This window comes from Octadecabacter sp. SW4 (assembly GCF_008065155.1).
Classification (GTDB): Bacteria; Pseudomonadota; Alphaproteobacteria; order Rhodobacterales; family Rhodobacteraceae; genus SW4.
Map to the genome: position 1 here is coordinate 905,081 of NZ_CP042819.1, position 24,242 is coordinate 929,322.

Below are 24,242 nucleotides of genomic sequence, written 5' to 3' on the forward strand. Positions count from 1 at the left end.
TCTTTTCCACAGGCTTTCAAGTAGTTTTCCACAGGGTTACACCCAAGTGACCTTACCTTGTAAAGAGGCGCGGAACCGGCCAGCAGGCCGGACGCATTTTGTGGACAGAGACAGGAGCTTCCTATGTCGAAAAGCATCAAGACATTTTCCATGCTTGGCCTGCTTGCCCTCGTGGCAGCATGTGGCGGGCGCAACAGTGACGTCGAAGAATTCGTGGTCGTTGACCCGGTTCCGGTCACCGTTGAGCCAGTCTATACCGGCAAATACAACTAAAGCCTGTGCGGGGCTGGCCACCAGGCCAGCCCCCACGGATCGCGGCCCGCAACCGGAGGGGCTGTGATGGAAAAGCACCGCGGATTCCCAAGCCGCCTTCCGGGCACCGACTATCAGTTCACGATCCGGCGCGATTCCAAATCGGGGCCGACGAAACTGATTGCGCGCGAACGTTTTGCCGATCGTCGCCCGCCCGACCGGCGCGCCGACGAAGGGTTCATGGCGGCGCTTTGGGCGCATTTCGGCAATGCCCCGTTTGCGCGCGGTAATCTCGATGCGGGTCGCCTCAGCTGGCTGTTTGGCCGCGAGGTGGTCGCCGCCGAGGATCCCTTTGATCCGCAAAGCTATGATGCCCTGCTGGTGATCGACGAAAAACGCGCACGGATCAGTTTTCCCGATGCTTTTGCGGGGGACCGCTTCGAATGATCGGCGGGAACCAGCCCATAAAGATGCAATTTGCGCGGGAAAATGCCCATTCATCGGCCCGCATTCAAGGTGGTGTTGCGCGGTCCATTTCTGCGTGCAAACCTATTCTTGTCGTTGAGGTTTCCAGCAAGATTTCAACGGCACATTGTCAATACCGTTACCCTTCCCCTAGCCGGTTTGGTCCTCCCCGGGCCAGACCGGCTTCCCTTTTTCGCGCGCCGCTTCGCCAGTTTGGCCGCTGCACAAAGAATTTTGTTGTATTTGGCCAGAAAACCGCCGATTCTGGGCGTAATAGCAACACCAATAAGGGCAGTAAATTATGCTTAAACTCCGTCTTCTCTTTGCCGCAGCTGCGGTTTTCACTCTCTCCGCATGTCTTGGCAATGACGTCGAGCGCGGGCTTGCCGGTGCCGCGGCGGGTGCAATTATCGCTGACTCCACTGGCGGGAACGTTGTCACGGGCGCGGCCCTTGGTGGCCTTGCCGGCGCAACCTGTGACGAATTCACAAGCATCTGCCGCTAATACATCCCGCCCCTCGGGGCGACTGACCAAGATTGACCGCCGTTGGTGCCGCCGTGCGCCAGCGGCGGTTTTGCATTCAAAGGACCGTTTCCCATGTTCAAGAAAATCCTGATCGCCAATCGCGGCGAAATTGCCTGCCGCGTGATCAAGACCGCCAAGCTGATGGGCATCCAGACGGTCGCGATCTATTCGGATGCGGATCGCAACGCGCTGCACGTCAAGATGGCGGACGAAGCGGTGCATATCGGCCCCAGTCCCGCCAACCAGTCCTATATCGTCATCGACAAGGTGATGGAGGCGGTCAAGAAGACCGGTGCCGAGGCCGTCCATCCCGGCTACGGTTTCCTGAGCGAAAACAGCAAGTTTGCCGAAGCACTGTCAGCCGCTGGCGTTGCCTTTATCGGCCCGCCGGTGAACGCCATCGAAGCGATGGGCGACAAGATCACCAGCAAAAAGCTGGCACAAGAGGCTGGCGTCAGCACCGTGCCCGGCTATATGGGCCTGATTGCGGACGCTGATGAGGCGGTGAAAATTTCCAACGAAATCGGCTATCCGGTCATGATCAAGGCGTCAGCGGGCGGCGGCGGCAAGGGGATGCGCATCGCCTGGAATGACGCCGAGGCCCGCGAGGGTTTCCAATCCTCGAAAAACGAGGCCGCCAGCAGCTTTGGCGATGATCGCATTTTCATCGAAAAGTTCGTCACCCAGCCCCGCCACATCGAAATTCAGGTGCTGGCTGACAGCCACGGCAACACGATTTACCTGAACGAGCGCGAGTGCAGCATCCAGCGTCGCAACCAAAAGGTCATCGAGGAAGCTCCCAGCCCGTTTCTGGACGAAAAGACCCGCAAGGCAATGGGCGAGCAATCCTGCGCGCTGGCCGCCGCCGTGGGCTACGCCTCCGCCGGAACCGTCGAATTTATCGTTGATGGGGATCGCAACTTCTACTTCCTTGAGATGAACACCCGCTTGCAGGTGGAACACCCGGTGACCGAGCTGATCACCGGTATTGATCTGGTCGAACAGATGATCCGTGTCGCTTATGGCGAAAAGCTGGTAATCAAGCAAAAGGATGTGCAGCGCAACGGCTGGGCGATGGAAAGCCGTCTTTACGCCGAAGACCCCTATCGCGGTTTTTTGCCCTCAATCGGGCGTCTGACCCGCTATCGCCCCCCCGCCGAGGAGGCCGAGCAGAGCCGCGCCGTGCGCAACGACACCGGCGTGTTCGAGGGCGGCGAGATCAGCATGTTCTACGATCCGATGATCGCCAAGCTTTGCACTTGGGGGCTGGACCGCGCGACCGCCATCGAGGAAATGCGCAACGCGCTGGACGGCTTCGAGGTGGAAGGGATCGGGCATAACCTGCCGTTTCTGGCCGCCGTTTATGATCATCCGAAATTCATTGCCGGTGAAATGACCACCGCCTTTATCGAGGAAGAATATCCCGAAGGATTTGAAGGTGTTACCCTTCCCGAGGCCGAGGCGAACCGGGTCGCCGCCGCTGCCGTTGCCATGTATCGGGTTTGCGAAATCCGGCGCGCCCAGATCAGCGGGCGCATGGACAACCATGAACGGGTTGTCGGGCAGGACTGGGTCGTAACCTTTGGGAATGGCACGGCCAGGGCCAATGTGGATGCTGATCGCGGTGGCGCGACGGTGACGCTTGACGGGACAATCTACCGCGTCGAAGGCAGATGGACGCCGGGCCAGACCCTTGCGCGCCTGACCGTCGATGGCACGCCGCTGGTTCTCAAGGTTGATCTGATTTCGGCGGGCTTCCGCATCCGCTATCGCGGCGCTGACCTGAAAGTGCGGGTGCGCACGCCGCGTCAGGCCGAACTGGCCGCGTTGATGCCGGAAAAACTGGCGCCCGATACGTCTAAACTGCTGCTTTGCCCGATGCCCGGGCTGATCGTCAAAGTCGATGTCGAAGTTGGCGACGAGGTGCAGGAAGGGCAGACCCTTTGTTCTGTCGAGGCCATGAAGATGGAAAACATCCTGCGGGCCGAACGCAAGGGAATTGTCATTAAAATCAACGCGGTTGCCGGTGACAGCCTCGCCGTTGACGAAGTGATCATGGAGTTTGAATAATCCCTGATCCGGCGAGCATATCAGGCTATGGCGCGGCGCGGCGGTCCTCGACCTCCTGGGCGCGCAGCGGCATCTTGTCGATCGAGCGCGATATTTCTCGCACGCTCCACGGGCTGGGTTTGCGCAACTCCACCTCGCCATCCTTGCCCATCAGCACCAGCATGAACCCACGCGGGCGCAGGCGTGTGCGCGCCTCGCTGGGGTCGCGCGGCGCGGTGTCGGTGATGATCACCACATCGCGTTCGGCCAGATCCTCGGGGCGCTCTTGCAGCAGTTCGACCTGGCGGCGGAAATTGGGATCGTTTTCGCTATCGGCAAAAACGATGACCGGGCGGGCGATCCAGACAAATTCGTTCAAATTGACCTCAGAAGCCGCAAAGATGGTGGTGTGGTCTTCTTGCCAAAGCGCGACCGCGTCAGCCGGCATATCCTGCGTGTCCGACGCGGTTTGCGCCACCAGGTTTGACGCGAAAAATGCCAGAAAAACAAAGCTGATAATGTATTTCATGGATACCCCTTTGCCATCCAACATAGGGCGGGCGGTCGCAAAAGCTAAGACTTATCACGCTGTGGGTCACAACAATTTTAGGGTTAAGCCTATCGTCAGAAAGTCTGATCAATGATCGGCGCAGTAATTCTTGTCGCGCGATGGTGTGCGGCGCTGCGCTGTGGGGTCAAACGGGTGATGGACGTATTATTGCATATTGGTGCGCATCGCACCGGAACAACAACTTTTCAGTGCTTTTTGCAGCGCAACCAAACCCCCTTGTGGGAAGCGGGGGTGGCCGTCTGGACACCTGAGCGCACCCGCAACGGCCTGATGGCCGGGCTGGTGCGCCGCCCGCAAGATATCACCGAACAGGTTGAACGCACCGGCACGCGGTCCTGCGGCGTGATGCGCGTTGAGATCGCCCGCACACGCGCGCTTGGCATGCGCCAGTTGATCGTCTCCGAGGAAAACATGATCGGCGCGATGCGCAACAACCTGCGTGAAGGGCTGCTTTATCCGCTCTTGAACGAACGCCTCATGCGGTTTCGCGCGGCCTTTGCCGATAGCTGCAGCCGCATCGCGATCGGCATCCGGTCCTATGACACGCTTTGGGCGTCGCAACTGGCCTTTGCGTTGACGCAGGGGCAGGCTGCCCCCGACCGCGCCGATCTTGACCGGTTGGTGACCCAGCCGCGCACATGGCGCAAGATCATCCGCGAGGTGGCTGGCGTCTTTCCAAAGGCCGAAATCGTTGTCTGGCCGTTTGAACGGCTTGTCGGGCAGCCTGATCGCCAATTGCAGATCCTGACCGGCGGGGTCCGTGTCACAAACCCCATGACCGGCCAAAATGATTGGCAAAACCCAAGCCCGCAACCTGCCGCCCTGCGCGAAATCCTCGCGATGCGCGGCGATAAGGACGGTGCGGCGCAGATGCCCAGTGCCACCGGGCGCTGGATGCCGTTTGACGACGACCAAAAAGAAATCCTGCGGGCCCAATACCAGATTGATCTGGCGTGGCTGCGACAGGGCGCAGAAGGGCTGGCACGTTTCGTGGACAGCCACGGCGACGACCGGGAAATACCAAAACAACCCTGCGAGAGCGAGGTCGCGGGCATGAACCCGCCCCGCCCACCGCATTCAGGAGGATATGGCTATGGGAAACAGCAAATCGTGGTCTGAGACGGCCGCCGCCGAACTGCGCGGGCGCAGTGTCGATGATCTGACGTGGCACACGCTGGAAGGGATCGCCGTGCAGCCGCTTTACACGGCGGAAGATACCGACGGGTTGGCCCATCTTGGCACGGTTCCGGGGCAGGCACCCTTTACCCGCGGCGTCAAGGCGACGATGTATGCCGGCCGCCCCTGGACCATCCGCCAATACGCGGGCTTTTCCACCGCCGAAGAATCCAATGCATTCTACCGCAAGGCCTTGGCCGCAGGGCAGCAAGGCGTCAGCGTTGCCTTTGATCTGGCCACCCACCGCGGCTATGACAGCGACCACCCCCGCGTCGAAGGCGATGTCGGCAAGGCCGGCGTGGCCATCGACAGCGTCGAGGATATGAAAATCCTGTTTGACGGCATCCCGCTTGATAAGGTCAGCGTGTCGATGACCATGAACGGTGCCGTGATCCCGATTCTGGCAAATTTCATCGTCACCGGCGAAGAACAGGGCCACGACAAGGCACTCCTGGCAGGCACGATCCAGAATGACATCCTCAAGGAATTCATGGTGCGCAACACCTATGTTTATCCGCCCGAACCCTCGATGCGGATTATCTCGGATATCATCGGTTATACCTCTGATTTCATGCCGAAATTCAACTCTATTTCGATTTCCGGCTACCACATGCAAGAGGCGGGCGCGAACCTCGTGCAGGAACTGGCCTATACGCTGGCAGACGGGCGTGAATATGTCCGCACGGCCATCGCGGCAGGCATGGATGTGGACAAATTCGCCCCGCGTCTGTCGTTCTTTTTCGCCATTGGCATGAATTTCTTTATGGAGGCCGCGAAACTGCGCGCTGCCCGCCTGTTGTGGCACAAGATCATGGCCGAATTTGAACCGAAAAACCCCAAATCCAGCATGCTGCGCACCCATTGCCAAACTTCGGGCGTATCCTTGCAGGAACAGGACCCCTATAACAACGTGGTCCGCACCGCCTACGAGGCGATGGCGGCGGCCCTTGGCGGCACACAGTCCCTGCACACCAATGCCCTGGACGAGGCGATGGGCCTGCCGACCGATTTCAGCTCCCGTATCGCACGCAACACCCAGTTGATTTTGCAGGAAGAAACCGGAATTACCAATGTCGTCGATCCCCTTGCGGGCAGCTATTATGTTGAAAAGCTGACCCATGATCTGGCAACGCAAGCCTGGAAATTGATCGAAGAAGTAGAGGAGATGGGCGGCATGACCAAGGCCGTGGCCAGCGGCATGCCGAAACTGCGTATCGAGGAAACGGCCGCCCGCCGACAGGCTATGATCGACCGCGGCCAGGAGGTAATCGTCGGGGTGAACAAGTATCGCCTTGATAAGGAAGACCCGATCGACATTCTTGATATCGACAATGACGCGGTGCGCCAGTCGCAAATTGCCCGCCTTGAAAAGACCCGCGCGTCCCGTGACGCCGCCACATGCGCGGCGGCGCTTGATGAACTTACCCGCCGGGCGCGCGAGGGCGGGAACCTGTTGGAAGCCGCCGTGGACGCAGCCCGCGCCCGTGCCTCAGTCGGAGAAATCAGCATGGCTATGGAAAAGGAATTCGGGCGTCACCGTGCCGAAGTCAAAACGCTCGCCGGGGTGTATGGCGCCGCCTACGAAGGCGACGCAGGCTTTGCCGCGATCCAGAAATCGGTCGAGGAATTCGCGACCGATGAGGGCCGGCGCCCGCGCATGCTGGTCGTGAAAATGGGGCAGGACGGGCATGATCGCGGCGCCAAGGTCATCGCCACCGCCTTTGCCGATATTGGCTTTGACGTGGATGTTGGCCCGCTGTTCCAGACCCCTGCCGAGGCGGCACAGGACGCCGTTGACAATGACGTGCATGTGGTCGGCATTTCCAGTCAGGCAGCGGGCCACAAGACCCTTGCCCCGAAACTGGTGCAGGCGCTCAAGGATGCAGGTGCGGGCGATATTATCGTTATTTGTGGGGGGGTTATCCCGCAGCAAGACTATCAGTTCCTGTATGATAATGGCGTCAAGGCGATCTTCGGACCGGGCACCAACATCCCCGAGGCCGCACAGGATATTCTGCGATTGATCCGCGAGGCACGCAGTTGAAACTGCGCCTTGATCACCTTGCGATCTGCGCCACCGATCTGGTCAGCGGCACCACTTGGGTCGAAGGGGAACTGGGCCAGCGCCTGATACAGGGCGGGAAACATGTCCGTTTTGGCACGCATAACACCCTGCTCGGTCTGGGCGACATCTATCTCGAGGTGATCGCGCCCGACCCTGACGCCGCACCCTTTCAGGGGCCGCGCTGGTTTGATCTGGACCGGTTCACCGGCGCGCCCCGTCTTGGCAACTGGATTTGCGCGACCGACGATATCGCGCAGGCTCCTGACAAGGCGGGCAAGCCCATCGCCCTGACGCGCGACGATCTGGCATGGCAAATCGCGGTGCCAAAGGACGGTAGCCTGCCTGACGCGGGCGGTTTTCCCACCCTGATCGCCTGGGGCGATTGCCCCCATCCCGCAACCGGCTTGCCCGAAAGCGGCGTGCGCCTGCACGACCTCGAGGTGCATCACCCGCAGGCGGCGGCTCTGGCGGTCGAGGTTGGTGCGATGCTGGACGACGCGCGTGTCAGTTTTCACGCTGCACCCCGACCCGCGCTTCACGCCACCTTCGAGACGCCCAAGGGCCGTGTGCGCCTGTGATCCGGCCCGCGACCGCCAGAGATTGCGCAAGGATTGCCGCCATCTGGAACCCGGTCATCCGCGACACGACGATCACCTTCAACCCGGTCGAAAAAACAGCCCAAGACATCGCCCTGATGATCAAAACGCGCCCTGTCTTCATCGTCGCCGCGCAGGACGACGATATCATGGGGTTCGCCACCTATGATCAATTTCGCGCCGGGCTTGGCTATGCCCAGGCTGTCGAGCACACTGTCATCATCGCGCCCGATGCCAAGGGGCAGGGGTTGGCCAAGGCCCTGATGCACGATCTTTTCGTCCGTGCGCGCGCGCAGGGCGTGCATACCATGTGGGCGGGGGTAAGCGGCGAAAACGCCCAAGGTGTCGCATTCCACACGGCCTTGGGTTTTGAAACCATTGGGATTTTACCCGAAGTGGGGCGCAAGTTTGACCGTTGGATTGATCTGGTGCTGATGCAAAAACGCCTCTGACATCCGCCGTCAAGATCGTTAAGGTGCGCCCCATGTCGATCTGGACCCGCATCGCCGAAGCTGTCTCCTCTCTCACCTCGGGTGAGGGGCTGTCGGCTGTGTTCGAAAAACTGCGCACGCCGCCCGAACGGTCCGCCGCCTTTGCGATTGCGGTGATCGCGCTGGGCGCGAAGATGGCCAAGGCCGATGGGCAGGTCACCCGCGACGAGGTGACCGCCTTTCGCGAGGTGTTTGCGATTTCGCCCGCCGACGAAAAGAACGCCGCGCGGATCTTCAACATGGCCCGCACCGATATCGCCGGCTTTGAAGAATACGCCCGCCGTATCCGCGCCATGTATGATGATGACACCAGGGGCGCACCGCTGTGCGATCTGATGGAAGGGCTGTTTCACATCGCCCTTGCCGATGGCCAGTATCACCCGAGCGAAGACCAGTTTCTGGCCCGCGTGGCGGAAATTTTCGGGCTGGAACAGCGCGCTTTTCAGCGCCTGCGCGCGCAATTTGTGCCCGATGCACAGCGCGACCCTTATGATGTGCTTGGCGTTGATCCCGACACACCGCTGCCCGACATCCGCAAGGCCTGGCGCGATCTAGTGCGCGAAACCCATCCCGACCGGATGATCGCGCGCGGCGTCCCCGAGGAGGCGGTGAAACTGGCCGAAAAGCGCATGATCGCGATCAATGCCGCATGGGACAAGATCGAACAGGACGCCGCATGAGGATCGCCACCTACAACGTTGAATGGTTTGCCAACCTGTTCAATGATGCAGGTGCGCTGATGGATGATGACCGCTGGTCGGGGCGCCGCGATGTGACCCGCGAAGACCAGATCGCGGCGCTGGGCGTGGTCTTCAAACTGCTTGATGCGGACGCGGTGATGGTGATCGAGGCCCCCGATGGCCACGCCCGCCGTGACGGGGTTGCCGCACTTGAAAACTTTGCCGCGCATTTCGGATTGCGCGCCCGCAAGGTTGTAATGGGGTTTGTCAACGAAACGCAGCAGGAAATCAGCCTGCTTCATGATCCTGACGCGATGACAGCGCGCCACGATCCGCTGGGCGATCAGACCGGCAAACAGGGCGCGCGCGATGCGCCGCGCTTTGATTCCGTCTTTCGCATTGATCTGGATACCGATGCCGCGCCCGATCTGATCCGCTGGTCCAAACCCCCGCTCGAGGTCGCGATTGAAACCTCCGGTGGAACCGCACTGCGGATGATCGGCGTGCATGCCAAATCCAAGGCCCCGCATGGCGCGCGCAACAAGGCCGAGGTGATGCGCATTTCCATCGAAAACCGGCGCAAGCAACTGGCGCAATGTATCTGGTTGCGCCAACGCGTCGAAGGCCATTTGCAGGCTGGCGAACCGCTGATCGTGCTGGGCGATTTCAACGATGGTCCGGGCCTGGATGAATATGAAAAGCTGTTCGGACGTTCGGGCGTGGAAATCGTGCTGGGCGAAAACGGCGCGACCGGCCTGTTTGATCCGCACGCGCGCATGGCCCTGTCGCGCCGTCTTGTGGCCACGCCCACGACCGCGCGGTTCAAATTGCCGCCCGACGGGCGCTATTTGCAGGCGCTGCTGGATTACATCATGGTCTCGCCCGACCTAGAGCGCCGCGCGCCGGTCTGGACAATCTGGCACCCCTTTGATCACCCCGCCTGTTACGGAAATGCGCTGCTGCGTGATGCACTGCTGACGGCCTCGGATCATTTCCCTGTCACAATTGATATTGATCTGTGACTTGGGATTTGACCGGTTAACCCTTATATTGGAATCATGAAACAGATTATCGCCGCCAGTTTCGCGCTGACCCTCGCGGCCTTTCCCTTGGTCGCGCAGGAAGATCAGGACCCTGATATACAGGAGGGCTTTTCCCTCATGGAGGAAGGGGCCAAGCTGCTGTTTCGCGGTTTCATGAACGAAATGGAACCGGCACTGGATGACTTTGCCGGCATGGCGCAGGACCTGGAACCCGCCCTTGATATGCTGGCCACCGAAATGGGCCCCGCGCTGATGGCGCTGATCAAGCGGCTGGACGATGTGCGCTATTACGAAGCCCCGGAAGTCTTGCCAAACGGTGATATCATCATCCGCCGCAGCCCCGATGCACCGCCCTACGAGCCCGAGCCGGAACCGAACGAAGAAATCGAACTCTAGGACGCGCGCTTTGTCTTGAAGGTCACGATCGGGGTCGCGCCCATTGCGCTGGCCAGCGCGTTGAACCGCGCTTCGGCCACTTCGCCAAACAACGGGCGCGCGCGGTTGCGCAACACGATTTCCAATTCTTTCTTTTTGGGGCGATACTGCAATTGGCCGGGCTGTTCGTCCATCGAAAGCAGCAGCATCGCCCCAAACCGCATGGCTTTGCCCAGGATTTCCGCCTCGAGCTGTTCTTTTTCGCTGAGCAGCGTGAACAGGGCTTCAAACGGAGTGCCTTCGCGTTTGTTGGCATAGCGGTGCAGCAGCGCGATCCCCAGAAATACCCGTTCCGAATGTTTCAATCCGCCCAGATTGGCGCGGGTCGCGTTGTCAAAACAGACCTCGGCACGGTAATCGGGATGGGCGCGCCAGCTGACGTCATGCAGCAGGCAGGCGGCGCGCGTGATGCGTTTGCGCTGCCAACCACGTTGCTTGAACAGCGGTTCGATAAAACGGTGCAGCGCGCGCCCGAAACCGGGCATGCGCGCGTCTTTGGCTTCGACGAAGCGGCAGGCCTCGATCAGCGGGTCGCGGTCGCGCAGGCGTTGCGGCATTTGTTCATACAGCATCCCCTCGCGGATGCCATAACTGGAAATCGCGATATCCTTGGGTTTGAACACCTTGACCAATTCGCGCAGCACCTGAATGGCGTAGGGCACCAGCGACATCCGCGCATCTGATATGTTGCAGCGATTGCGCAGCTCTTGCAGGTCGGATTTTTCGATATATTCCAGCGTCTTGCTGACCTGACGTGATGACATGCGGTATTCGTGCAAGACGGTCAGCGGATAGCCGCGCCGTTCCATGTCGACGCGGGCAATCGCGCGCCATGACCCGCCCACCAGAAACAGGCGCATGGCGGTCTCATGGTCCATCTGCGCGTGCAGGTCGGCCATCGTGGCCTTGATATAGGCGCGCAGGCCCTTTTTGCCGCCTTTGATCTCGCGCAGTTTCAGCGGCCCCAGCGCCGAGGTCAGCCGCCGCCCCACGCGCCCCTCCGACAGGTCTGCCAGTTCCATCGACGATCCGCCGATATCGCAGACCATGCCATAGCTGCCGGGCCAGCCCAGCAACACGCCCTGAGCTGACAGGCGGGCTTCTTCCTGACCGTCGATCACCCAAAGTTTCAGGCCGGTTTCGCGTTCCACTTCGGCGCGGAAATCGGGACCATCGCTGGCCTCGCGCACGGCGGCGGTGGCCACGGCCGTCAGCGGCGCGATACCCATCCCCTTGGCCAAGGCCACAAAGCGGCGGATCGCCGACAGGGCGCGCACCCGGCCCTCGGGGTTCAGTTTTCCGGTGTCCGACAGTCCCGCACCAAGCCCCGCCATGATCTTTTCGTTGTAGAAATAGGCGGGGCTGCGCGCCGCGCCGTCAAACACCACCATCCGGACCGAGTTCGAGCCAACATCAACCACGCCAACCCGCGAGAGCGCCCGCGCCTGCGGGTCATTGAACAGCGGGCGGCCAAACGGCCCCCAATCTTCGTGGTCCTGCAAGCTGTCGTCCAAAACGCCCCCCGATTCCTGCCCCGTGACCTTGGCGGCGGAACGCCCCCCAAGTCAATTCCCGGTTGGATCATCTTCGGTGTGGGTCAGTTTTGGCACATCCGATGCGCCCGCCGATCCGCGCCCCGAAAGCGACGGATTTTCCATGAAAAAGCGGTGGCAGTTAAAGGCGAATGTGCCGTCGGGGATATCCTCGCGCCGGAAGGCGCCATCGGGGCCCATCACCCAGCTTTGCGCGACATCATGCAGGTTTGCGGCCATGATCTGACTGACGATCTGCGCCTTGACGGTATTGTTGGTCGCCTCGACCAGCGTTTCAACGCGGCGGTTCAGGTTGCGCCCCATCCAATCGGCGGAGCTGATGAAGACACGCGCCTTTTTATGCGGCAATCCGTGGCCGTTGCCGAAACAGACAATGCGGGAATGTTCCAGAAACCGCCCGACAATGGACTTGACGCGGATATTGTCCGACAGCCCTTTGATGCCGGGGCGCAACCCACAGATCCCGCGGATCACAAGGCTGATTTTCACACCCGCCTGCGACGCGGCATAAAGCGCGTCAATTACGTCTTCTTCAATCAGGGAGTTCATCTTGGCCCAGATTTCGGCGGGTTTTCCGTTGCGCGCATGTTCGGCCTCGGCGGCGATCATTTCCAGCAGGCGGGGCTTCAGCGTCAGCGGTGAAATCGCCAGGTTCTCAAGGGTTTCCGGCTGCGCGTAACCGGACAGATAGTTAAATACCTTGGTCGCATCGCGCCCCAGCGCCGCATCGCAGGTGAACAGTGACAGGTCGGTGTAAACCTGTGCTGTGATCGGGTGATAATTCCCGGTGCCGTAATGGGTATAGGTCACCAGCTTGTCACCTTCGCGGCGCACCACGGTGCTGATTTTTGCGTGGGTCTTATAGTTGATAAAGCCGTAAACCACATGCGCGCCCGCCCGTTCAAGGCGACGGGACTGGCGGATATTGGCGGCCTCGTCAAAGCGCGCCTTGAGCTCGACCAGGGCGGTGACAGATTTGCCGTCTTCGGCGGCTTCACACAGGGCTTCGACGATCGGGGATTTCTTTGAGGTGCGATAAAGCGTCTGCTTGATCGCCACCACATCGGGGTCGCGTGCGGCCTGCGCCAGAAACCGGACCACCATATCAAACGTTTCGTAAGGGTGATGCAGCAGCATGTCCTTCTGGCGGATCGCCGCGAACATGTCGCCCTCGTGGTCCAGCACCCGTTCGGGGACGCGCGGGCTGAACGCCGGCCACAGCAGATCGGGGCGATCGTCAAGCACCAGTTCGGACAGATCGGACGCGCCGATCAGCCCATCCACTTCAACGACCTCGTCCTCGGTCACATGAAGTTCGTCCATGATCATTTTCTTCAGCGCTGGCGGGGCATCGACCGACATTTTCATACGCACCACTTCACCGCGCCGCCGCCGTTTCAGTGCCGTTTCAAATTCACGCACAAGGTCTTCGGCCTCGTCCTCAAGCTCCAGATCACTGTCGCGCAGGATGCGAAATGCGCAATGCCCCTTGACCCGGTAACCCGGAAACAGGCTGCCCAGATGTTCCAGCAGCAGTTCTTCCAAAGGCAGAAAGCGGTGATCGCCGTCGTTGGGCAGGGCGATGAACCGGTCGATCTGGTGGGGCACGGGCAGCATCGCGCGCAGGGGGCGTTTGTCCGCCGTGCGTTCCAGTTGCAAGGCCAGCGCAAAGCCTTCGTTGGGCAGGAACGGAAAGGGGTGCGCGGGGTCAATCGCCAGCGGCGACAACACCGGAAACACCTGATCCAGAAACACATCCTCGAGGTAGCTCTTGTCATCCTTGGTCAGGGCCGCACGGTTCAGGATGGAAATCCCCGCATCCTCCATTTCCGCCGTCAGGACGCGAAATACCTGTTGCTGGCGCGCCATAAGGCTGCGCGCATTGGTGTCGATCAGGATCAACTGTTCGGCCGGGGTCAGCCCGTCGATCGAGGGTGTAAGGTTGCCGGCATGGGCCAGTTCGCGCAGCCCGGCCACGCGCACCGTGTAAAATTCATCCAGGTTGGTGGCGGAAATCGACAGGAACCGCAGCCTTTCCAGCAGGGGCACACGGGGGTTTTCCGCCTCTTCCAGCACGCGCCAGTTAAAGCCCAGCCAGCTAAGTTCGCGGTTCACAAAACGTGCGGGGCCGGACAGATCGCCATCAAGGGCGACCGCATCGGGAAAGGGGGCGTCAAGAAAATCTGCGTGTGTCATCGGGGCCTTATGGCGCGTTCGCGTAACAGGAGAGTGACAGATTATCGACTGTCTTGGTCCAGTTTGTCCAGCACCGCCTTGGCCAGCGGCACCTTGATCGCCCGTTGCTGGGCCAGCGCCATACGGTCCAGTTCTTCGACAACCCTGCCCGCCATTGCAAAACTGCGCGCCATGTTGCGCAACAGGTAATCAAAGGCGCGCGGATCGGGTGACAACTGGCGATCCTGAAACAGTTTCATCAGCACCGCGCCCAGTAGCCTGTCGTCGGGGTCATCGATGCGGATCACGCTGGCGCCTTGCATCCGGCTGGCCAGATCAGGCAGGGCGATGTCCCAACGGGTCGGGGCGTTGGCCCCGGTCAGCAACAACCGCCCGCCCGTAGCGCGCAGGTGGTTATGGGCGTGAAACAGCCATTCTTCGCCCGATTGGGGCAGGGTTTCCATGTCCTCGACCACCAGCGACTGTGCATCGGGCGGGGCAAGCGCCAAACCGCCCAGATCACGCGCCGCAATGATCTGCGCGCCAGAAATATGTTGAAACACCCGCGCAAGGTGGCTTTTGCCCGACCCCTGCGGCCCGATCAGCGCCAGTTTGCCGTCGGGCCAGTTTTCCCAGTCGCTGACCATCGCATAGGCTGCCGCATTGGCATCCGAGACAAAGAAATCATCCGGCTCCAGCGCCACGCGTCTGGGCCAGTCAAAGGACAGCTGCTGTGTCATTCAGTCTTGGTCCGTCAGGCCCTTATAGAGGCGCCCCTTCTTGTATTCGGCAATCGCGAAACGGGCGATCACCCCCAGCATCGCCGCTACCGGAACCGCGACCAGCATGCCGACAAAGCCGAACAGCGATCCAAAGACCGACAGGGCAAAGATCAGCCAGACCGGGTGCAATCCGACGCTGCTGCCGACAAGGTTCGGTGTCAGGATATTCCCTTCCAGAAACTGCCCCAACGCGAAAATGCCGGCAACCGCCGCGATCCATCCCCATTCCCCCCAGAACTGGAACAGTGCCAGCCCGATGGCCAGAACCCCGCCCACAAGCGCGCCAACGTACGGAATAAAGGTGATCAATCCGGCGATAAACCCGACCACCAGCCCGAAATTCAACCCCACCAGCATCAGCGACACCGCATAGTAGGTGCCAAGGATCACGCAAACCGTGCCCTGACCGCGAATGAATGATGCCAGCGTGCCGTCAATCTGGCTGGCGATGTCGCGCACCACGGGGGCGTGATCGCGGGGCAGCAATTCATCGATCTTGGCGACCATGTTGTCCCAATCAAGCAGCAGATAAAACGTCACCACCGGCACGACCACGATCAGCACCAGCACGTTGACCAGGGACATGGCCGAACTGACCACTGAATTGACCAGATCGCCGCCCTTGGACTGGATCGTTTCACCGATCGAAACCAGTTGCTGGCGGATCGTGCTGTCGGCATCCATCAGGGATGGGAACTTTTCCGTCAGCCAGGCCTGCAGGTTCGCAAACAGGTCCGGCGCGGTATTGATCAATTGCCCCGTCTGCTGGATCAGCGTTGGAATGATCAGCAGGATCGCGATGACAAAGATCAGCACCGCGACCAGCGTGATTGTCACGGTCGCCATAATCCGGCTCAGACCCCATTTTTCCAGACGATCGGCGATGGGATCAAGGCAATAGGCAACCGCCCCGCCAAGGACAAACGGCAAGATCACATCGCCCAGATACCAAAGGATCACAAGGAATGCCGCCGTGGCGATGCCCCAGTATTTAGCCTGCTGTTGAACCGGAAATGCCATTTCGACCCTCGTGCGTTGCTGCCCCTAAATGGGCGATGCACGCACGGGATGCAAGAAAAAGGGGGGCGGGACCGTGATGGAGAACACGCCCGCAATCAGGCCGCAGGCGCCGGGTGATCGGCGGCCCGCACCACGGGTCGGCGATTGGCGACGCGCGCAAGATGCCGAAAAGGGAGATGAACACGGCAGCTATAAAGTGCCATATAGCCAACGCTGGATCGCCAACCCGCGTGCCGCCGGTCACCCCTCTGGATTTCGCCGGCATAGTAAAAGGCCCCGACGCTGCGGGGCCTTTCTTAAGTCAAAGCGCAATCTTAGTTGCAGGCAGGGCGTGTGCCGGGCAGCAGCACCTTGTCGATCACGTGGATCACACCATTTTCGGCAACGATGTCGGCAATGATCACATTGGCCATTTCACCCGTCCCGTCGGCGATTGTGACACCCCCCGCACCGGCGGTGATGCACAGGCGTTCGCTATCCAGAACCGGCTTGAAATAGTTTGAACCGGCTGGAATCTGGGCGGCGCGCAACAGGCGATCGTCCACGTGATACAGCAGCACATTGGTCAGCTGGGCCTTGTTTTCTTCCATCAGCAGGGTTTCAACCGTGCCGTCGGGCAGTGCGGCAAAGGCATCGTTGACAGGCGCGTAAACGGTAAAGGGGCCGGGGCCTTGCAGCGTTTCAACCAGACCGGCGGCCGTGACGGCAGCGACCAGCGTGGTGAAACGTTCATCGCCCGCGGCTATGTCGACGATTGTCTGGGCCGAGGCAGCGCCGGCGACTGTGGTGCTCAGGGCTGCGGCAGCAGCAAGCTTGCGGAAAAAGGTCATGTGTCTATCCCATCTCTTGGTTCATGCGAAAGTGCATATGCCAAGGTTACGGGGCGTCAGGCGGCACGGTTCACATCCCTCGCGCATCTGTCATAAGCCTGAAATCTTTGATCCAAACGATGTTTTCGCACGTCTTGCGCGCTTGCGCCGCGCGCGGGTGATCCGTAAAGCTGTCGCGAAACCGAATTCCAAAAGGGTCCATCCCCATGCGCATGAGCCGCTATTTCCTTCCCGTTCTCAAAGAAACGCCGCGCGAGGCGCAGATCGTCAGCCACCGGCTGATGCTGCAGGCGGGCATGATCAAACAGGCCAGCGCAGGGATCTATTCGTGGCTGCCCCTGGGCTACAAGGTGCTGAAAAAGATTGAAAACATCGTGCATCAGGAACAGGCCCGGGCGGGCCATCTGGCGATGCTGATGCCGACGATTCAATCGGCGGACCTATGGCGTGAAAGTGGCCGCTATGATGCGTATGGCGCGGAAATGCTACGCATCACCGACCGTCATGAACGCGACATGCTGTTCACGCCCACGGCCGAAGAACTGGTAACGGATATTTTCCGCGCCAATGTGTCATCCTACAAAGACCTGCCGCTGACCATGTATCAGATCCAGTGGAAATTCCGCGATGAGGTCCGCCCGCGTTTTGGCGTGATGCGGGGGCGCGAATTTCTGATGAAGGACGGCTATAACTTTGACCTGACCAAAGAGGACGCGCTGCACGCCTATAACCGTCATCTGGTCAGCTACCTGCGCACCTACGAACGCATGGGCCTCAAGGCGATCCCGATGCGCGCGGATTCCGGCCCGATTGGCGGCGAGGATACCCATGAATTTCTGGTGCTGGCCGAAACGGGCGAAAGCGAAGTGTTCTATGACAGCGCCGTCACCGATCTGACATTCGGCGACCGCGAAATTGATTATGACGACAAGGCCGCCTGCGCCGCCGTCATGGAGGAATTTACCACCAAATACGCGCGCACCGACGAAACCCACGACGCGGCGCTGTTCAACGCCATCCCCGAAGAACGACGCAAGACCGCGCGTGGTATCGAAGTCGGGCAGATTTTCTACTTTGGCACCAAATATTCCGATGCCTTGGGCGCGCTTGTCGATAATGGCGAGGGCGAAAAAGTCGCGGTGCATATGGGTAGCCACGGTATTGGCGTATCCCGTCTGCTGGGTGCCATCATCGAGGCAAGCCACGATGAAAAGGGCATCATCTGGCCCGAAGGTGTCACCCCGTTTCATGTGGGTATCCTGAACATGCGGTCTGGCGACGCCGCGGCCGATGCCGCCTGCGAAGCCCTTTACCGCGACATTGCCGCCTTGGGCCTCGAGCCGCTTTATGATGACCGCGACGAACGGGCAGGCGCGAAATTCGGCACGATGGACCTGATCGGCCTGCCCTGGCGGATCACGGTTGGGCCGCGCGGGTTGAAAAACGGCGTAGTTGAAGTGACGTGTCGGCGCACCGGCACATCCGAGGAAATGACCCCGAAACAGGCCGTCACCAAGATCGCCAAAATCTACGCACCACACCTGCCCGTGAAAGGCCACGCCGACGTCGAACCGATGGCGAACCGGTCGTTCCACACGTGGATGTAAAGCGCGCCCTGATTACCTGGGGTGGCTGGGACGGCCACGAACCAGAACAGGTCGCCGCGATATTTCGCGCGATGCTGGAGCAGGCGGGTATGAAGGTCACGCTCACCGACAGCCTTGCGTGTTTCGATGATGCCGAAGGATTGCGCGCCTACGATGTGATCGTGCCGGTCTGGACGATGGCACAGGCCAGCCGCGAACAGGTCGCCAATGTCAGCGAGGCAGTGGCCCAGGGCACCGGCCTTGCGGGCTGTCACGGCGGCATGTGTGATGCTTTTCGCGACCAGACCCTGTGGCAATTCATGACCGGGGCGAACTGGGTCGCGCATCCCGGCGGTGACGGTGTAGAGTACCGCGTAACCATCACCGACCCGGGGCATGAACTGGTCGCGGGGATCGGTGATTTCGATGTCACATCCGAACAGTATTATCTGCATGTCGATCCCGCCAATCACGTGCTGGCCACCACCCGTTTTCCGACTGTCGACTGGTATCATTCGCCCAACGGCCCGGTCGATATGCCCGTGGCCTGGAGCCGGGCTTGGGGGCAGGGGCGGGTCTATTACAACGCGCTGGGCCACCACGCCGATGTGATCGCGACGGGCCCCGCGCACGAAATGCTACGTCGCGGGCTGCTATGGGCTGCAGCGGGCAAGGCACTGGCCGATCCGGCGGCCTTGGCGCCGCTGCAATCGGCGGGGAACCATTATTGATTGATGCGGGCGACGATCTGATTGGCTGGATGATCGCCCTGCGCGACGACCCGTCCACCTACGGCGGCACAGGCGGCACCGCGCGCCTGCACCGCGATCTGACCGCTTGGGAGGCCGCGCAACAGATCGCGCCCGTCGATCTGGATCAAGACGGCAACGCAACCCATCCGGCGCGCCACGGCATGCACTTTGTCCAGCGCGCCCGCGAACATTTCATCGGCTACTACGGGCGCGACCACCGCGCGATGTGGGACGGCGGGGCCGATTGGGGTGACTGGCTTGAGGTGATCAGTGACAACCCTGATCAGGCACTGGAGCGCGTGTTCAACTGGCTTGACCTGTTCGTGGAAATCTACGGACGCCATGCCAAACCCGTGGTGTTTCACAGGCCCGACATGCGTCCTTTTGTTCATATTCTCAACCACTTGCATCCGATGCGCACAGATCCTTCTACGCGCCCCGGTGATGGTAGTCTGGCCGCGCTTCATGCCCATCTGGATGCGCTGATTGCGGATCGCAGCCACCGCGTTGACGAATTTGCGCAGATCTTGCAGCGCCATGTGGTCGAGATGCTGACCTACCGCTTGCGCACTTCGTTCCTGATTGACGACATCGCGCGCGCGATGGCCCCGCCCCGAGGGATCGACGCGCTGGCGCAGGCGATCCACCCAACAGGTGATCGCTGGCAAACCTATTTTCGCGCCGTGGATGAACTTTATGCAAACTGGAAGGGGCTGGGGCGATCCCAAGGCGGCACCCGCTCGCTGATCAGGGGCTAGGGCGTTGACCTTTGCCCCCGCGCCCCATTAGGTGATCCCCAAAACCACAAAGGTGCAGCAGATGGCAGGCCAGACCGCCCCGTTTTCACGTTTTGAATGGATGATCGCCTGGCGCTACATCCGCGCCAAACGCGCCGAAGGTGGCGTCAGTGTGATGACATGGATATCGCTGATCGGCATCGCTCTGGCGGTCTTTGCGCTGATTGCCACGCTGGCCGTGCGCAGCGGCTTTCGCGCTGAATTTGTGGATACAATCGTCGGGGCCAATGCCCATGTCACGGTCTATCCGCGCGGTGAGGTGGTGCCAAATACCAGCATCGTGCTGCGCCAGATCACGGACTACACCGCGATGGCCGAAAGGATCGAGGCGGTGCCCGATGTCGTGCGCGCCGCCCCCCTGATCAAAGCACAGGTGATGGCCAACGCCGGCCAGTTCAACACCGGCGTCGAGGTCTATGGCATCACCGCCGCCGATCTGGCGGGCATCCCCCGTATCGCCGCCCCCGAAGAAAGCATGGGCCAAATCGAACGCTTTGACGACGGCATCGCCATCGGGTCTGGCGTGGCGCGGATACTGGGCATCACGGTGGGCGACCGGATCCGCGTGATTTCCCCCAACGGGGTGCGCACGGCGATGGGAACATCCCCGCGCACCGGCGCCTACGAGGTTGTCTATATCTTTACGGCGGGCCGCTATGACATTGATAGCACACGCATTTACATGCCCTTCGCCGAAGCGCAGTCGTTCTTCAATAAGGACGGTTTTGCCGACGAGATCGAAGTGATGGTGACCGATCCTGACACCGTCAATGCCCAGGTGCCAGCCATCATCGACGCCGCCGGCGACAGCGCGATTCCCTGGACCTGGCAGCAATCAAGCGGCAGTTTCCTGCGCGCCCTCGAGGTTGAAGACAACGTGATGTTCGTGATCCTGAGCATCCTTGTGCTGATCGCCTCGATGAACATCATTTCCGGTCTGATCATGCTGGTCAAAAACAAGGGCCGCGATATTGGCATCCTGCGCACGATGGGCCTTTCCGAGGGATCGGTGCTGCGCATCTTTTTCATCTGTGGCGCCAGTATCGGCACCATTGGCACTGTGATCGGCGTTATTCTTGGCTGCCTGTTTGCGCTTTATATCGATCCGATCTTCAGCTTTGTGAATGCGATGGGGCAGGGCGGGGTCTGGGATCCGTCGATCCGTGGCATTTATAAACTGCCCGCGAAACTGGAACTGGCCGATGTGCTTTCGGCGGTGGTTTTGTCACTGTCGCTGTCGTGGATCGTCACGCTGTTTCCGGCCCGTCGCGCCGCGCGCATGAACCCCGTCGAGGCCCTGCGATATGAGTGATCTGATCCTGAACATCCAAGGCGTCACCAAGGCCTATAATCACGGCAAACCCAATGCTGTGACCGTTCTGCAAGGCGTTGATCTGCAAGTGCAAAAAGGCGAGGTTGTGGCCCTTGTGGCCCCTTCGGGTGCGGGTAAATCGACGCTGCTGCATATTGCCGGACTGCTGGACACGCCCGATGCGGGGCAGGTCAGCATCAGCGGTGTGGATATGACCGATCTGGGGGATCGCAAACGCACCTCTGCCCGGCGCAATCAGGTGGGTTTCATCTATCAGTTTCACCACCTGTTGCCGGAATTCAGTGCGCTGGAAAACATCACGCTGCCGCAACTGGCCAATGGCGTGGCGCAAGGTGCGGCCCAGAGCCGCGCGCAAGCCCTGCTGGATCAGGTGGGCGTGGGCGCGCGCGCCAATCATCGCCCCGCCGCCCTGTCGGGGGGCGAACAACAGCGCGTTGCCTTTTGTCGCGCGCTGGCCAATCAGCCGCGCCTTTTGCTGGCGGATGAACCGACCGGCAACCTTGATCCGGGCACATCGGACGTGGTGTTTGCTGCCTTGATGGACCTTGTGCGCGACACAGGATTGTCGGCGGTTATCGCCACTCACAACCTCGAGCTGGCCGCGCGGATGGACCGCACGGTGCGTCTTGATCAGGGAAAGATCGTGCCATGAAAATTACCGTCACCGAAATCGAAACGGCCAGCCGCACCGCCCTGATCGCCCACGGTGCAGGCGAGTTTCAGGCGGGCGAAGTCGCCCGCGCCGTGGCCCGCGCCGAGGCCTTGGGCAATGTCATCTGCGGTCTTTACTACCTTGAAAGCTATTGCACGCAGCTTGCCTCGGGGCGGGTCAACGGCACGGTTGAACCAGCAGTTAGCCAGCCGCGCGGCGGGGCTGTGCTGTCGGACGCCAAATTCGGATTTGCCCAACCGGCCTTTACCCGCGCGCTGCCATTGGCGATCCAGGCCGCGCGCGAAAACGGTGTTGCGACCCTTGCCGTGGCCCACGCCCATACCTGCACATCCGTAGGCTTTTTCACTGAACAGATCGCCGCAGCAGGGCTGATCGGCATCGGCATGACCAACGCCTCGCCGGTGGTTGCGCCGCCGGGTGGCAACGCGGCGGTGATTGGCACGAACCCGATCGCGATGACCGTGCCGGGCGACAGCGGCCCGCGGATGCATTTCGATTTTTCGACCTCGGCGGTGGCGCTGGGCAAGATCACAATGGCCAAGGCGGCAGGCGAGGCGATCCCGCCGGGTTGGGCCGTGGACAGCGATGGCACCCCGACAACTGATCCCGATGCGGCCCTTGGGGGCGCATTGGTCAGCGCGGGCGGCTACAAGGGCTGGGGCTTGGGCCTGATGGTGGAATTGCTGGCCGCTGGCATGACCGGCAGCGTCAATTCGCTTGATGTGAAGGGGCTGAAATTGCCCGATGGGCCGCCGCACGGGCTGGGGCAGTTCTATATCCTGCTGGACCCAGCGACCTATGGCGATGATTTCAGCGACCGGTTCGCGCGCGTGGCCGATGTCGTTGCCGCGCAGGACGGTGCGCGCCTTCCCGGCGCACACCGCCGTGCGATGGATGTGATCGACGTGCCCGACACCCTGTGGCAAAGCGTGCAGACCCTCACGAAGGGCTGACATTCGCGTGAGACTTTGCGCCAATGCTTGAGCGCGTGCAGGTGCGGGCTATGGTCCCTTCGAAACAGAGTTTTGAAAGGTTGCCCTGATGCGTTCGCTGTCCCTCGTCTTGCCGATCCTGCTTGCCGCCACGCCGATTGCGGCTGAACCTGTCAGCTTCAGCGGCTGGACGGAACAGCGGTTTTCCCTGTTTCAAAAGGTCGATTACGGTTTTTCCAGCAGCCGGTTAAGCGTGTCTTCGGACGATGCCGCGTCGATGACATATCGTCGATTACCCGCCGGATCATGGGGCGCGACAAGTGCAAGTTGGTCCTGGGCCGTCAGCCAAAGCGTGCCTGCCACCGACCTGACCCGCAAGGGCGGGGATGACCGCAACCTGTCGCTTTACTTCGTGTTCCTGCCCGAGGCCGAGGCGCGGCGCATCGGCGAGGGCGGGTCGATCCGCAACCTTCTCAATAACGATCAGGCCCGCGTGCTGGTCTATGTCTGGGGGGGTGTGCATGGGCGCGGTGATGTGCTGTCCTCGCCCTACCTGGGCGCACGCGGCAAGACGATTGTGCGCCGCCCTTCGGGCACGGGCAGTTTTCGCGAAACCGTCGATTTGGCGGGGGATTACACGCGCGCCTTTGGCGGGGCTGCGGGGGCGCTGGTGGGTCTGGCCGTGTCGGCTGACAGCGACGATACCAACAGCACCATTCGCGGTGAAATCAGCGGCTTGTCGATCAACTGATCAGTCACAAACGCCAGTCAGATCCGCGCCCTCGGCAATGCCGGTGACGCGGGTCGGGCGCGGGGATTGCTGCGGTGGCGTGACCTTCATCACCTCGGACAGTTTGTCCCACAGGCGCTGGGTGCGCGCGCCTTCGGGGGCGACGGTGCGGCAACAGACATATTCTTCGACCAGTGATGCCTGCTGTTCATAGGCCATTTGCAAGAACGGAATATCCCCCGCCGGATCAAACAGATAGGGATCATCGCTGCGGCTATGTTCCGCCGCTGCACGAAGCGGGTGATAACCTGTGACGGCGCGGTTTTGCCACTGCCACACATGGGTCATCTCGTGGGCGAAATACATTGCGGAAACGACGTTGACCGATTCAGGGTAGTTGGGCAGGTAATCGGGCGCGGTCCAATCCGCGCTGGTCAGCACCCGATTGAACAGCACCACACCGGCGGTGCGGGCCGTGAATGTTGCCGCTGTGGGCGCGGGCGCGATGCGTTCACGGCAGGTGACGGCCGGGCGCACGGCATAGGTGGATGTGGACAGGCCGATGAACGCGTTTTGTGACAGGCGGACCGGCGCGGGGTCCAGCGCTGGCCCCATGACCTCTTGGGTCAGGCGCATTTCCCCCGATGTCAGGGGGCGGCCACAGGCGGCCAGCAACAGCAGGGCGATGAAGGTCAGGCGCATGTCCGCCAGCCTAACGCGTGGCTGATCC

General features: G+C 61.0%; 25 protein-coding genes. 18 read left to right on the forward strand and 7 right to left on the reverse strand.

Annotated features, from left to right (window positions below; genetic code table 11):
* Window positions 1–123 precede the first annotated feature (123 nt).
* The 4 genes from FTO60_RS17610 to FTO60_RS04515 all read left to right on the forward strand — a co-directional run bounded on the left by FTO60_RS17610 (window position 124) and on the right by FTO60_RS04515 (window position 3,313).
* Complete coding sequence (locus FTO60_RS17610) at window positions 124–273, forward strand: hypothetical protein (protein ID WP_172623803.1); 150 nt, start codon at window positions 124–126, stop codon at window positions 271–273.
* Between the two features lie 66 nt (window positions 274–339).
* Window positions 340–699, forward strand: a complete 360-nt coding sequence (locus FTO60_RS04505; RefSeq protein WP_148054848.1) for a hypothetical protein — start codon at window positions 340–342, stop codon at window positions 697–699.
* 319 nt (window positions 700–1,018) lie between these two features.
* The gene (locus tag FTO60_RS04510; RefSeq protein WP_148054849.1) at window positions 1,019–1,222 is read left to right on the forward strand and encodes a hypothetical protein; all 204 of its coding nucleotides are present in this window, start codon (window positions 1,019–1,021) and stop codon (window positions 1,220–1,222) included.
* A 93-nt stretch (window positions 1,223–1,315) separates the two neighbouring features.
* Complete coding sequence (locus tag FTO60_RS04515) at window positions 1,316–3,313, forward strand: acetyl/propionyl/methylcrotonyl-CoA carboxylase subunit alpha (protein WP_148054850.1); 1,998 nt, start codon at window positions 1,316–1,318, stop codon at window positions 3,311–3,313.
* A gap of 25 nt (window positions 3,314–3,338) precedes the next feature.
* Here the strand turns inward: FTO60_RS04515 and FTO60_RS04520 are convergent, their stop codons facing one another.
* Complete coding sequence (locus FTO60_RS04520) at window positions 3,339–3,821, reverse strand: DUF4174 domain-containing protein (RefSeq protein WP_148054851.1); 483 nt, start codon at window positions 3,819–3,821, stop codon at window positions 3,339–3,341.
* Window positions 3,822–3,932: 111 nt separating this feature from the next.
* Between FTO60_RS04520 and FTO60_RS04525 the strand changes: the two genes are divergently transcribed.
* From FTO60_RS04525 to FTO60_RS04555, 7 genes are read left to right on the forward strand one after another with little or no spacing between them, the layout of a single operon-like run.
* Entirely contained in the window at window positions 3,933–4,982 is a 1,050-nt protein-coding gene (locus tag FTO60_RS04525; RefSeq protein ID WP_148054852.1) for a hypothetical protein, read from the forward strand.
* Complete coding sequence (gene scpA / locus FTO60_RS04530) at window positions 4,957–7,083, forward strand: methylmalonyl-CoA mutase (RefSeq protein ID WP_148054853.1); 2,127 nt, start codon at window positions 4,957–4,959, stop codon at window positions 7,081–7,083. The genes FTO60_RS04525 and scpA overlap by 26 nt, the downstream gene beginning before the upstream one ends.
* On the forward strand, window positions 7,080–7,682 hold the full coding sequence (locus FTO60_RS04535; RefSeq protein ID WP_254696884.1) for a VOC family protein: 603 nt from the start codon (window positions 7,080–7,082) through the stop codon (window positions 7,680–7,682). Before scpA ends, FTO60_RS04535 begins: the two co-directional genes overlap by 4 nt.
* Complete coding sequence (locus FTO60_RS04540; RefSeq protein ID WP_148054854.1) at window positions 7,679–8,152, forward strand: GNAT family N-acetyltransferase; 474 nt, start codon at window positions 7,679–7,681, stop codon at window positions 8,150–8,152. The genes FTO60_RS04535 and FTO60_RS04540 overlap by 4 nt, the downstream gene beginning before the upstream one ends.
* A gap of 32 nt (window positions 8,153–8,184) precedes the next feature.
* Window positions 8,185–8,871, forward strand: a complete 687-nt coding sequence (locus FTO60_RS04545) for a molecular chaperone DjiA (RefSeq protein ID WP_148054855.1) — start codon at window positions 8,185–8,187, stop codon at window positions 8,869–8,871.
* The gene (locus tag FTO60_RS04550; RefSeq protein ID WP_148054856.1) at window positions 8,868–9,893 is read left to right on the forward strand and encodes an endonuclease/exonuclease/phosphatase family protein; all 1,026 of its coding nucleotides are present in this window, start codon (window positions 8,868–8,870) and stop codon (window positions 9,891–9,893) included. The genes FTO60_RS04545 and FTO60_RS04550 overlap by 4 nt, the downstream gene beginning before the upstream one ends.
* 36 nt (window positions 9,894–9,929) lie before the next feature.
* Window positions 9,930–10,310, forward strand: a complete 381-nt coding sequence (locus FTO60_RS04555; RefSeq protein WP_148054857.1) for a hypothetical protein — start codon at window positions 9,930–9,932, stop codon at window positions 10,308–10,310.
* On the opposite strand, the gene FTO60_RS04560 is transcribed toward FTO60_RS04555, so the two are convergent.
* The 5 genes from FTO60_RS04560 to FTO60_RS04580 form a co-directional block, all read right to left on the reverse strand.
* Complete coding sequence (locus FTO60_RS04560; RefSeq protein WP_148054858.1) at window positions 10,307–11,863, reverse strand: Ppx/GppA family phosphatase; 1,557 nt, start codon at window positions 11,861–11,863, stop codon at window positions 10,307–10,309. The genes FTO60_RS04555 and FTO60_RS04560 overlap by 4 nt on opposite strands.
* Before the next feature lie 51 nt (window positions 11,864–11,914).
* The gene (locus tag FTO60_RS04565; protein WP_148054859.1) at window positions 11,915–14,098 is read right to left on the reverse strand and encodes an RNA degradosome polyphosphate kinase; all 2,184 of its coding nucleotides are present in this window, start codon (window positions 14,096–14,098) and stop codon (window positions 11,915–11,917) included.
* A gap of 41 nt (window positions 14,099–14,139) precedes the next feature.
* Window positions 14,140–14,817, reverse strand: a complete 678-nt coding sequence (locus tag FTO60_RS04570) for a chromosomal replication initiator DnaA (protein ID WP_148054860.1) — start codon at window positions 14,815–14,817, stop codon at window positions 14,140–14,142.
* Window positions 14,818–15,879, reverse strand: coding sequence for an AI-2E family transporter (locus tag FTO60_RS04575; protein WP_148054861.1), 1,062 nt, complete (start codon window positions 15,877–15,879; stop codon window positions 14,818–14,820).
* A gap of 314 nt (window positions 15,880–16,193) precedes the next feature.
* Window positions 16,194–16,709: a fasciclin domain-containing protein gene (locus FTO60_RS04580; protein WP_148054862.1), complete on the reverse strand. Its 516-nt coding sequence runs from the start codon at window positions 16,707–16,709 to the stop codon at window positions 16,194–16,196.
* 206 nt (window positions 16,710–16,915) lie between these two features.
* On the opposite strand from FTO60_RS04580, the gene proS reads away from it, so the two are divergent.
* The 7 genes from proS (at window position 16,916) to FTO60_RS04615 (ending at window position 23,533) form a co-directional block, all read left to right on the forward strand.
* Window positions 16,916–18,316: a proline--tRNA ligase gene (gene proS, locus FTO60_RS04585; protein ID WP_148054863.1), complete on the forward strand. Its 1,401-nt coding sequence runs from the start codon at window positions 16,916–16,918 to the stop codon at window positions 18,314–18,316.
* A complete protein-coding gene (locus FTO60_RS04590; RefSeq protein WP_148054864.1) occupies window positions 18,307–19,026 on the forward strand; it encodes a ThuA domain-containing protein in 720 nt (239 codons plus the stop codon). The genes proS and FTO60_RS04590 overlap by 10 nt, the downstream gene beginning before the upstream one ends.
* Window positions 19,023–19,805: a hypothetical protein gene (locus tag FTO60_RS04595; RefSeq protein WP_148054865.1), complete on the forward strand. Its 783-nt coding sequence runs from the start codon at window positions 19,023–19,025 to the stop codon at window positions 19,803–19,805. The genes FTO60_RS04590 and FTO60_RS04595 overlap by 4 nt, the downstream gene beginning before the upstream one ends.
* Before the next feature lie 61 nt (window positions 19,806–19,866).
* On the forward strand, window positions 19,867–21,156 hold the full coding sequence (locus FTO60_RS04600; RefSeq protein WP_148054866.1) for a lipoprotein-releasing ABC transporter permease subunit: 1,290 nt from the start codon (window positions 19,867–19,869) through the stop codon (window positions 21,154–21,156).
* Window positions 21,149–21,829: an ABC transporter ATP-binding protein gene (locus tag FTO60_RS04605; protein ID WP_148054867.1), complete on the forward strand. Its 681-nt coding sequence runs from the start codon at window positions 21,149–21,151 to the stop codon at window positions 21,827–21,829. Before FTO60_RS04600 ends, FTO60_RS04605 begins: the two co-directional genes overlap by 8 nt.
* Window positions 21,826–22,803: an Ldh family oxidoreductase gene (locus FTO60_RS04610; RefSeq protein ID WP_148054868.1), complete on the forward strand. Its 978-nt coding sequence runs from the start codon at window positions 21,826–21,828 to the stop codon at window positions 22,801–22,803. The genes FTO60_RS04605 and FTO60_RS04610 overlap by 4 nt, the downstream gene beginning before the upstream one ends.
* A gap of 88 nt (window positions 22,804–22,891) precedes the next feature.
* Window positions 22,892–23,533, forward strand: a complete 642-nt coding sequence (locus tag FTO60_RS04615) for a DUF3047 domain-containing protein (protein ID WP_148054869.1) — start codon at window positions 22,892–22,894, stop codon at window positions 23,531–23,533.
* Here the strand turns inward: FTO60_RS04615 and FTO60_RS04620 are convergent, their stop codons facing one another.
* Window positions 23,534–24,214, reverse strand: a complete 681-nt coding sequence (locus FTO60_RS04620) for a hypothetical protein (RefSeq protein ID WP_148054870.1) — start codon at window positions 24,212–24,214, stop codon at window positions 23,534–23,536.
* Window positions 24,215–24,242 lie beyond the last annotated feature (28 nt).

What these genes read in the sequence shown, in the direction of transcription:
- FTO60_RS17610 (WP_172623803.1), top strand. Translation starts at nt 124, where the DNA reads ATGTCGAAAAGCATCAAGACATTTTCCATGCTTGGCCTGCTTGCCCTC.
- FTO60_RS04505 (WP_148054848.1), top strand. Translation starts at nt 340, where the DNA reads ATGGAAAAGCACCGCGGATTCCCAAGCCGCCTTCCGGGCACCGACTAT.
- FTO60_RS04510 (WP_148054849.1), top strand. Translation starts at nt 1,019, where the DNA reads ATGCTTAAACTCCGTCTTCTCTTTGCCGCAGCTGCGGTTTTCACTCTC.
- FTO60_RS04515 (WP_148054850.1), top strand. Translation starts at nt 1,316, where the DNA reads ATGTTCAAGAAAATCCTGATCGCCAATCGCGGCGAAATTGCCTGCCGC.
- FTO60_RS04520 (WP_148054851.1), bottom strand. Translation starts at nt 3,821, where the DNA reads ATGAAATACATTATCAGCTTTGTTTTTCTGGCATTTTTCGCGTCAAAC.
- FTO60_RS04525 (WP_148054852.1), top strand. Translation starts at nt 3,933, where the DNA reads ATGATCGGCGCAGTAATTCTTGTCGCGCGATGGTGTGCGGCGCTGCGC.
- scpA (WP_148054853.1), top strand. Translation starts at nt 4,957, where the DNA reads ATGGGAAACAGCAAATCGTGGTCTGAGACGGCCGCCGCCGAACTGCGC.
- FTO60_RS04545 (WP_148054855.1), top strand. Translation starts at nt 8,185, where the DNA reads ATGTCGATCTGGACCCGCATCGCCGAAGCTGTCTCCTCTCTCACCTCG.
- FTO60_RS04550 (WP_148054856.1), top strand. Translation starts at nt 8,868, where the DNA reads ATGAGGATCGCCACCTACAACGTTGAATGGTTTGCCAACCTGTTCAAT.
- FTO60_RS04555 (WP_148054857.1), top strand. Translation starts at nt 9,930, where the DNA reads ATGAAACAGATTATCGCCGCCAGTTTCGCGCTGACCCTCGCGGCCTTT.
- FTO60_RS04565 (WP_148054859.1), bottom strand. Translation starts at nt 14,098, where the DNA reads ATGACACACGCAGATTTTCTTGACGCCCCCTTTCCCGATGCGGTCGCC.
- FTO60_RS04570 (WP_148054860.1), bottom strand. Translation starts at nt 14,817, where the DNA reads ATGACACAGCAGCTGTCCTTTGACTGGCCCAGACGCGTGGCGCTGGAG.
- FTO60_RS04575 (WP_148054861.1), bottom strand. Translation starts at nt 15,879, where the DNA reads ATGGCATTTCCGGTTCAACAGCAGGCTAAATACTGGGGCATCGCCACG.
- FTO60_RS04580 (WP_148054862.1), bottom strand. Translation starts at nt 16,709, where the DNA reads ATGACCTTTTTCCGCAAGCTTGCTGCTGCCGCAGCCCTGAGCACCACA.
- proS (WP_148054863.1), top strand. Translation starts at nt 16,916, where the DNA reads ATGCGCATGAGCCGCTATTTCCTTCCCGTTCTCAAAGAAACGCCGCGC.
- FTO60_RS04600 (WP_148054866.1), top strand. Translation starts at nt 19,867, where the DNA reads ATGGCAGGCCAGACCGCCCCGTTTTCACGTTTTGAATGGATGATCGCC.
- FTO60_RS04605 (WP_148054867.1), top strand. Translation starts at nt 21,149, where the DNA reads ATGAGTGATCTGATCCTGAACATCCAAGGCGTCACCAAGGCCTATAAT.
- FTO60_RS04610 (WP_148054868.1), top strand. Translation starts at nt 21,826, where the DNA reads ATGAAAATTACCGTCACCGAAATCGAAACGGCCAGCCGCACCGCCCTG.
- FTO60_RS04615 (WP_148054869.1), top strand. Translation starts at nt 22,892, where the DNA reads ATGCGTTCGCTGTCCCTCGTCTTGCCGATCCTGCTTGCCGCCACGCCG.
- FTO60_RS04620 (WP_148054870.1), bottom strand. Translation starts at nt 24,214, where the DNA reads ATGCGCCTGACCTTCATCGCCCTGCTGTTGCTGGCCGCCTGTGGCCGC.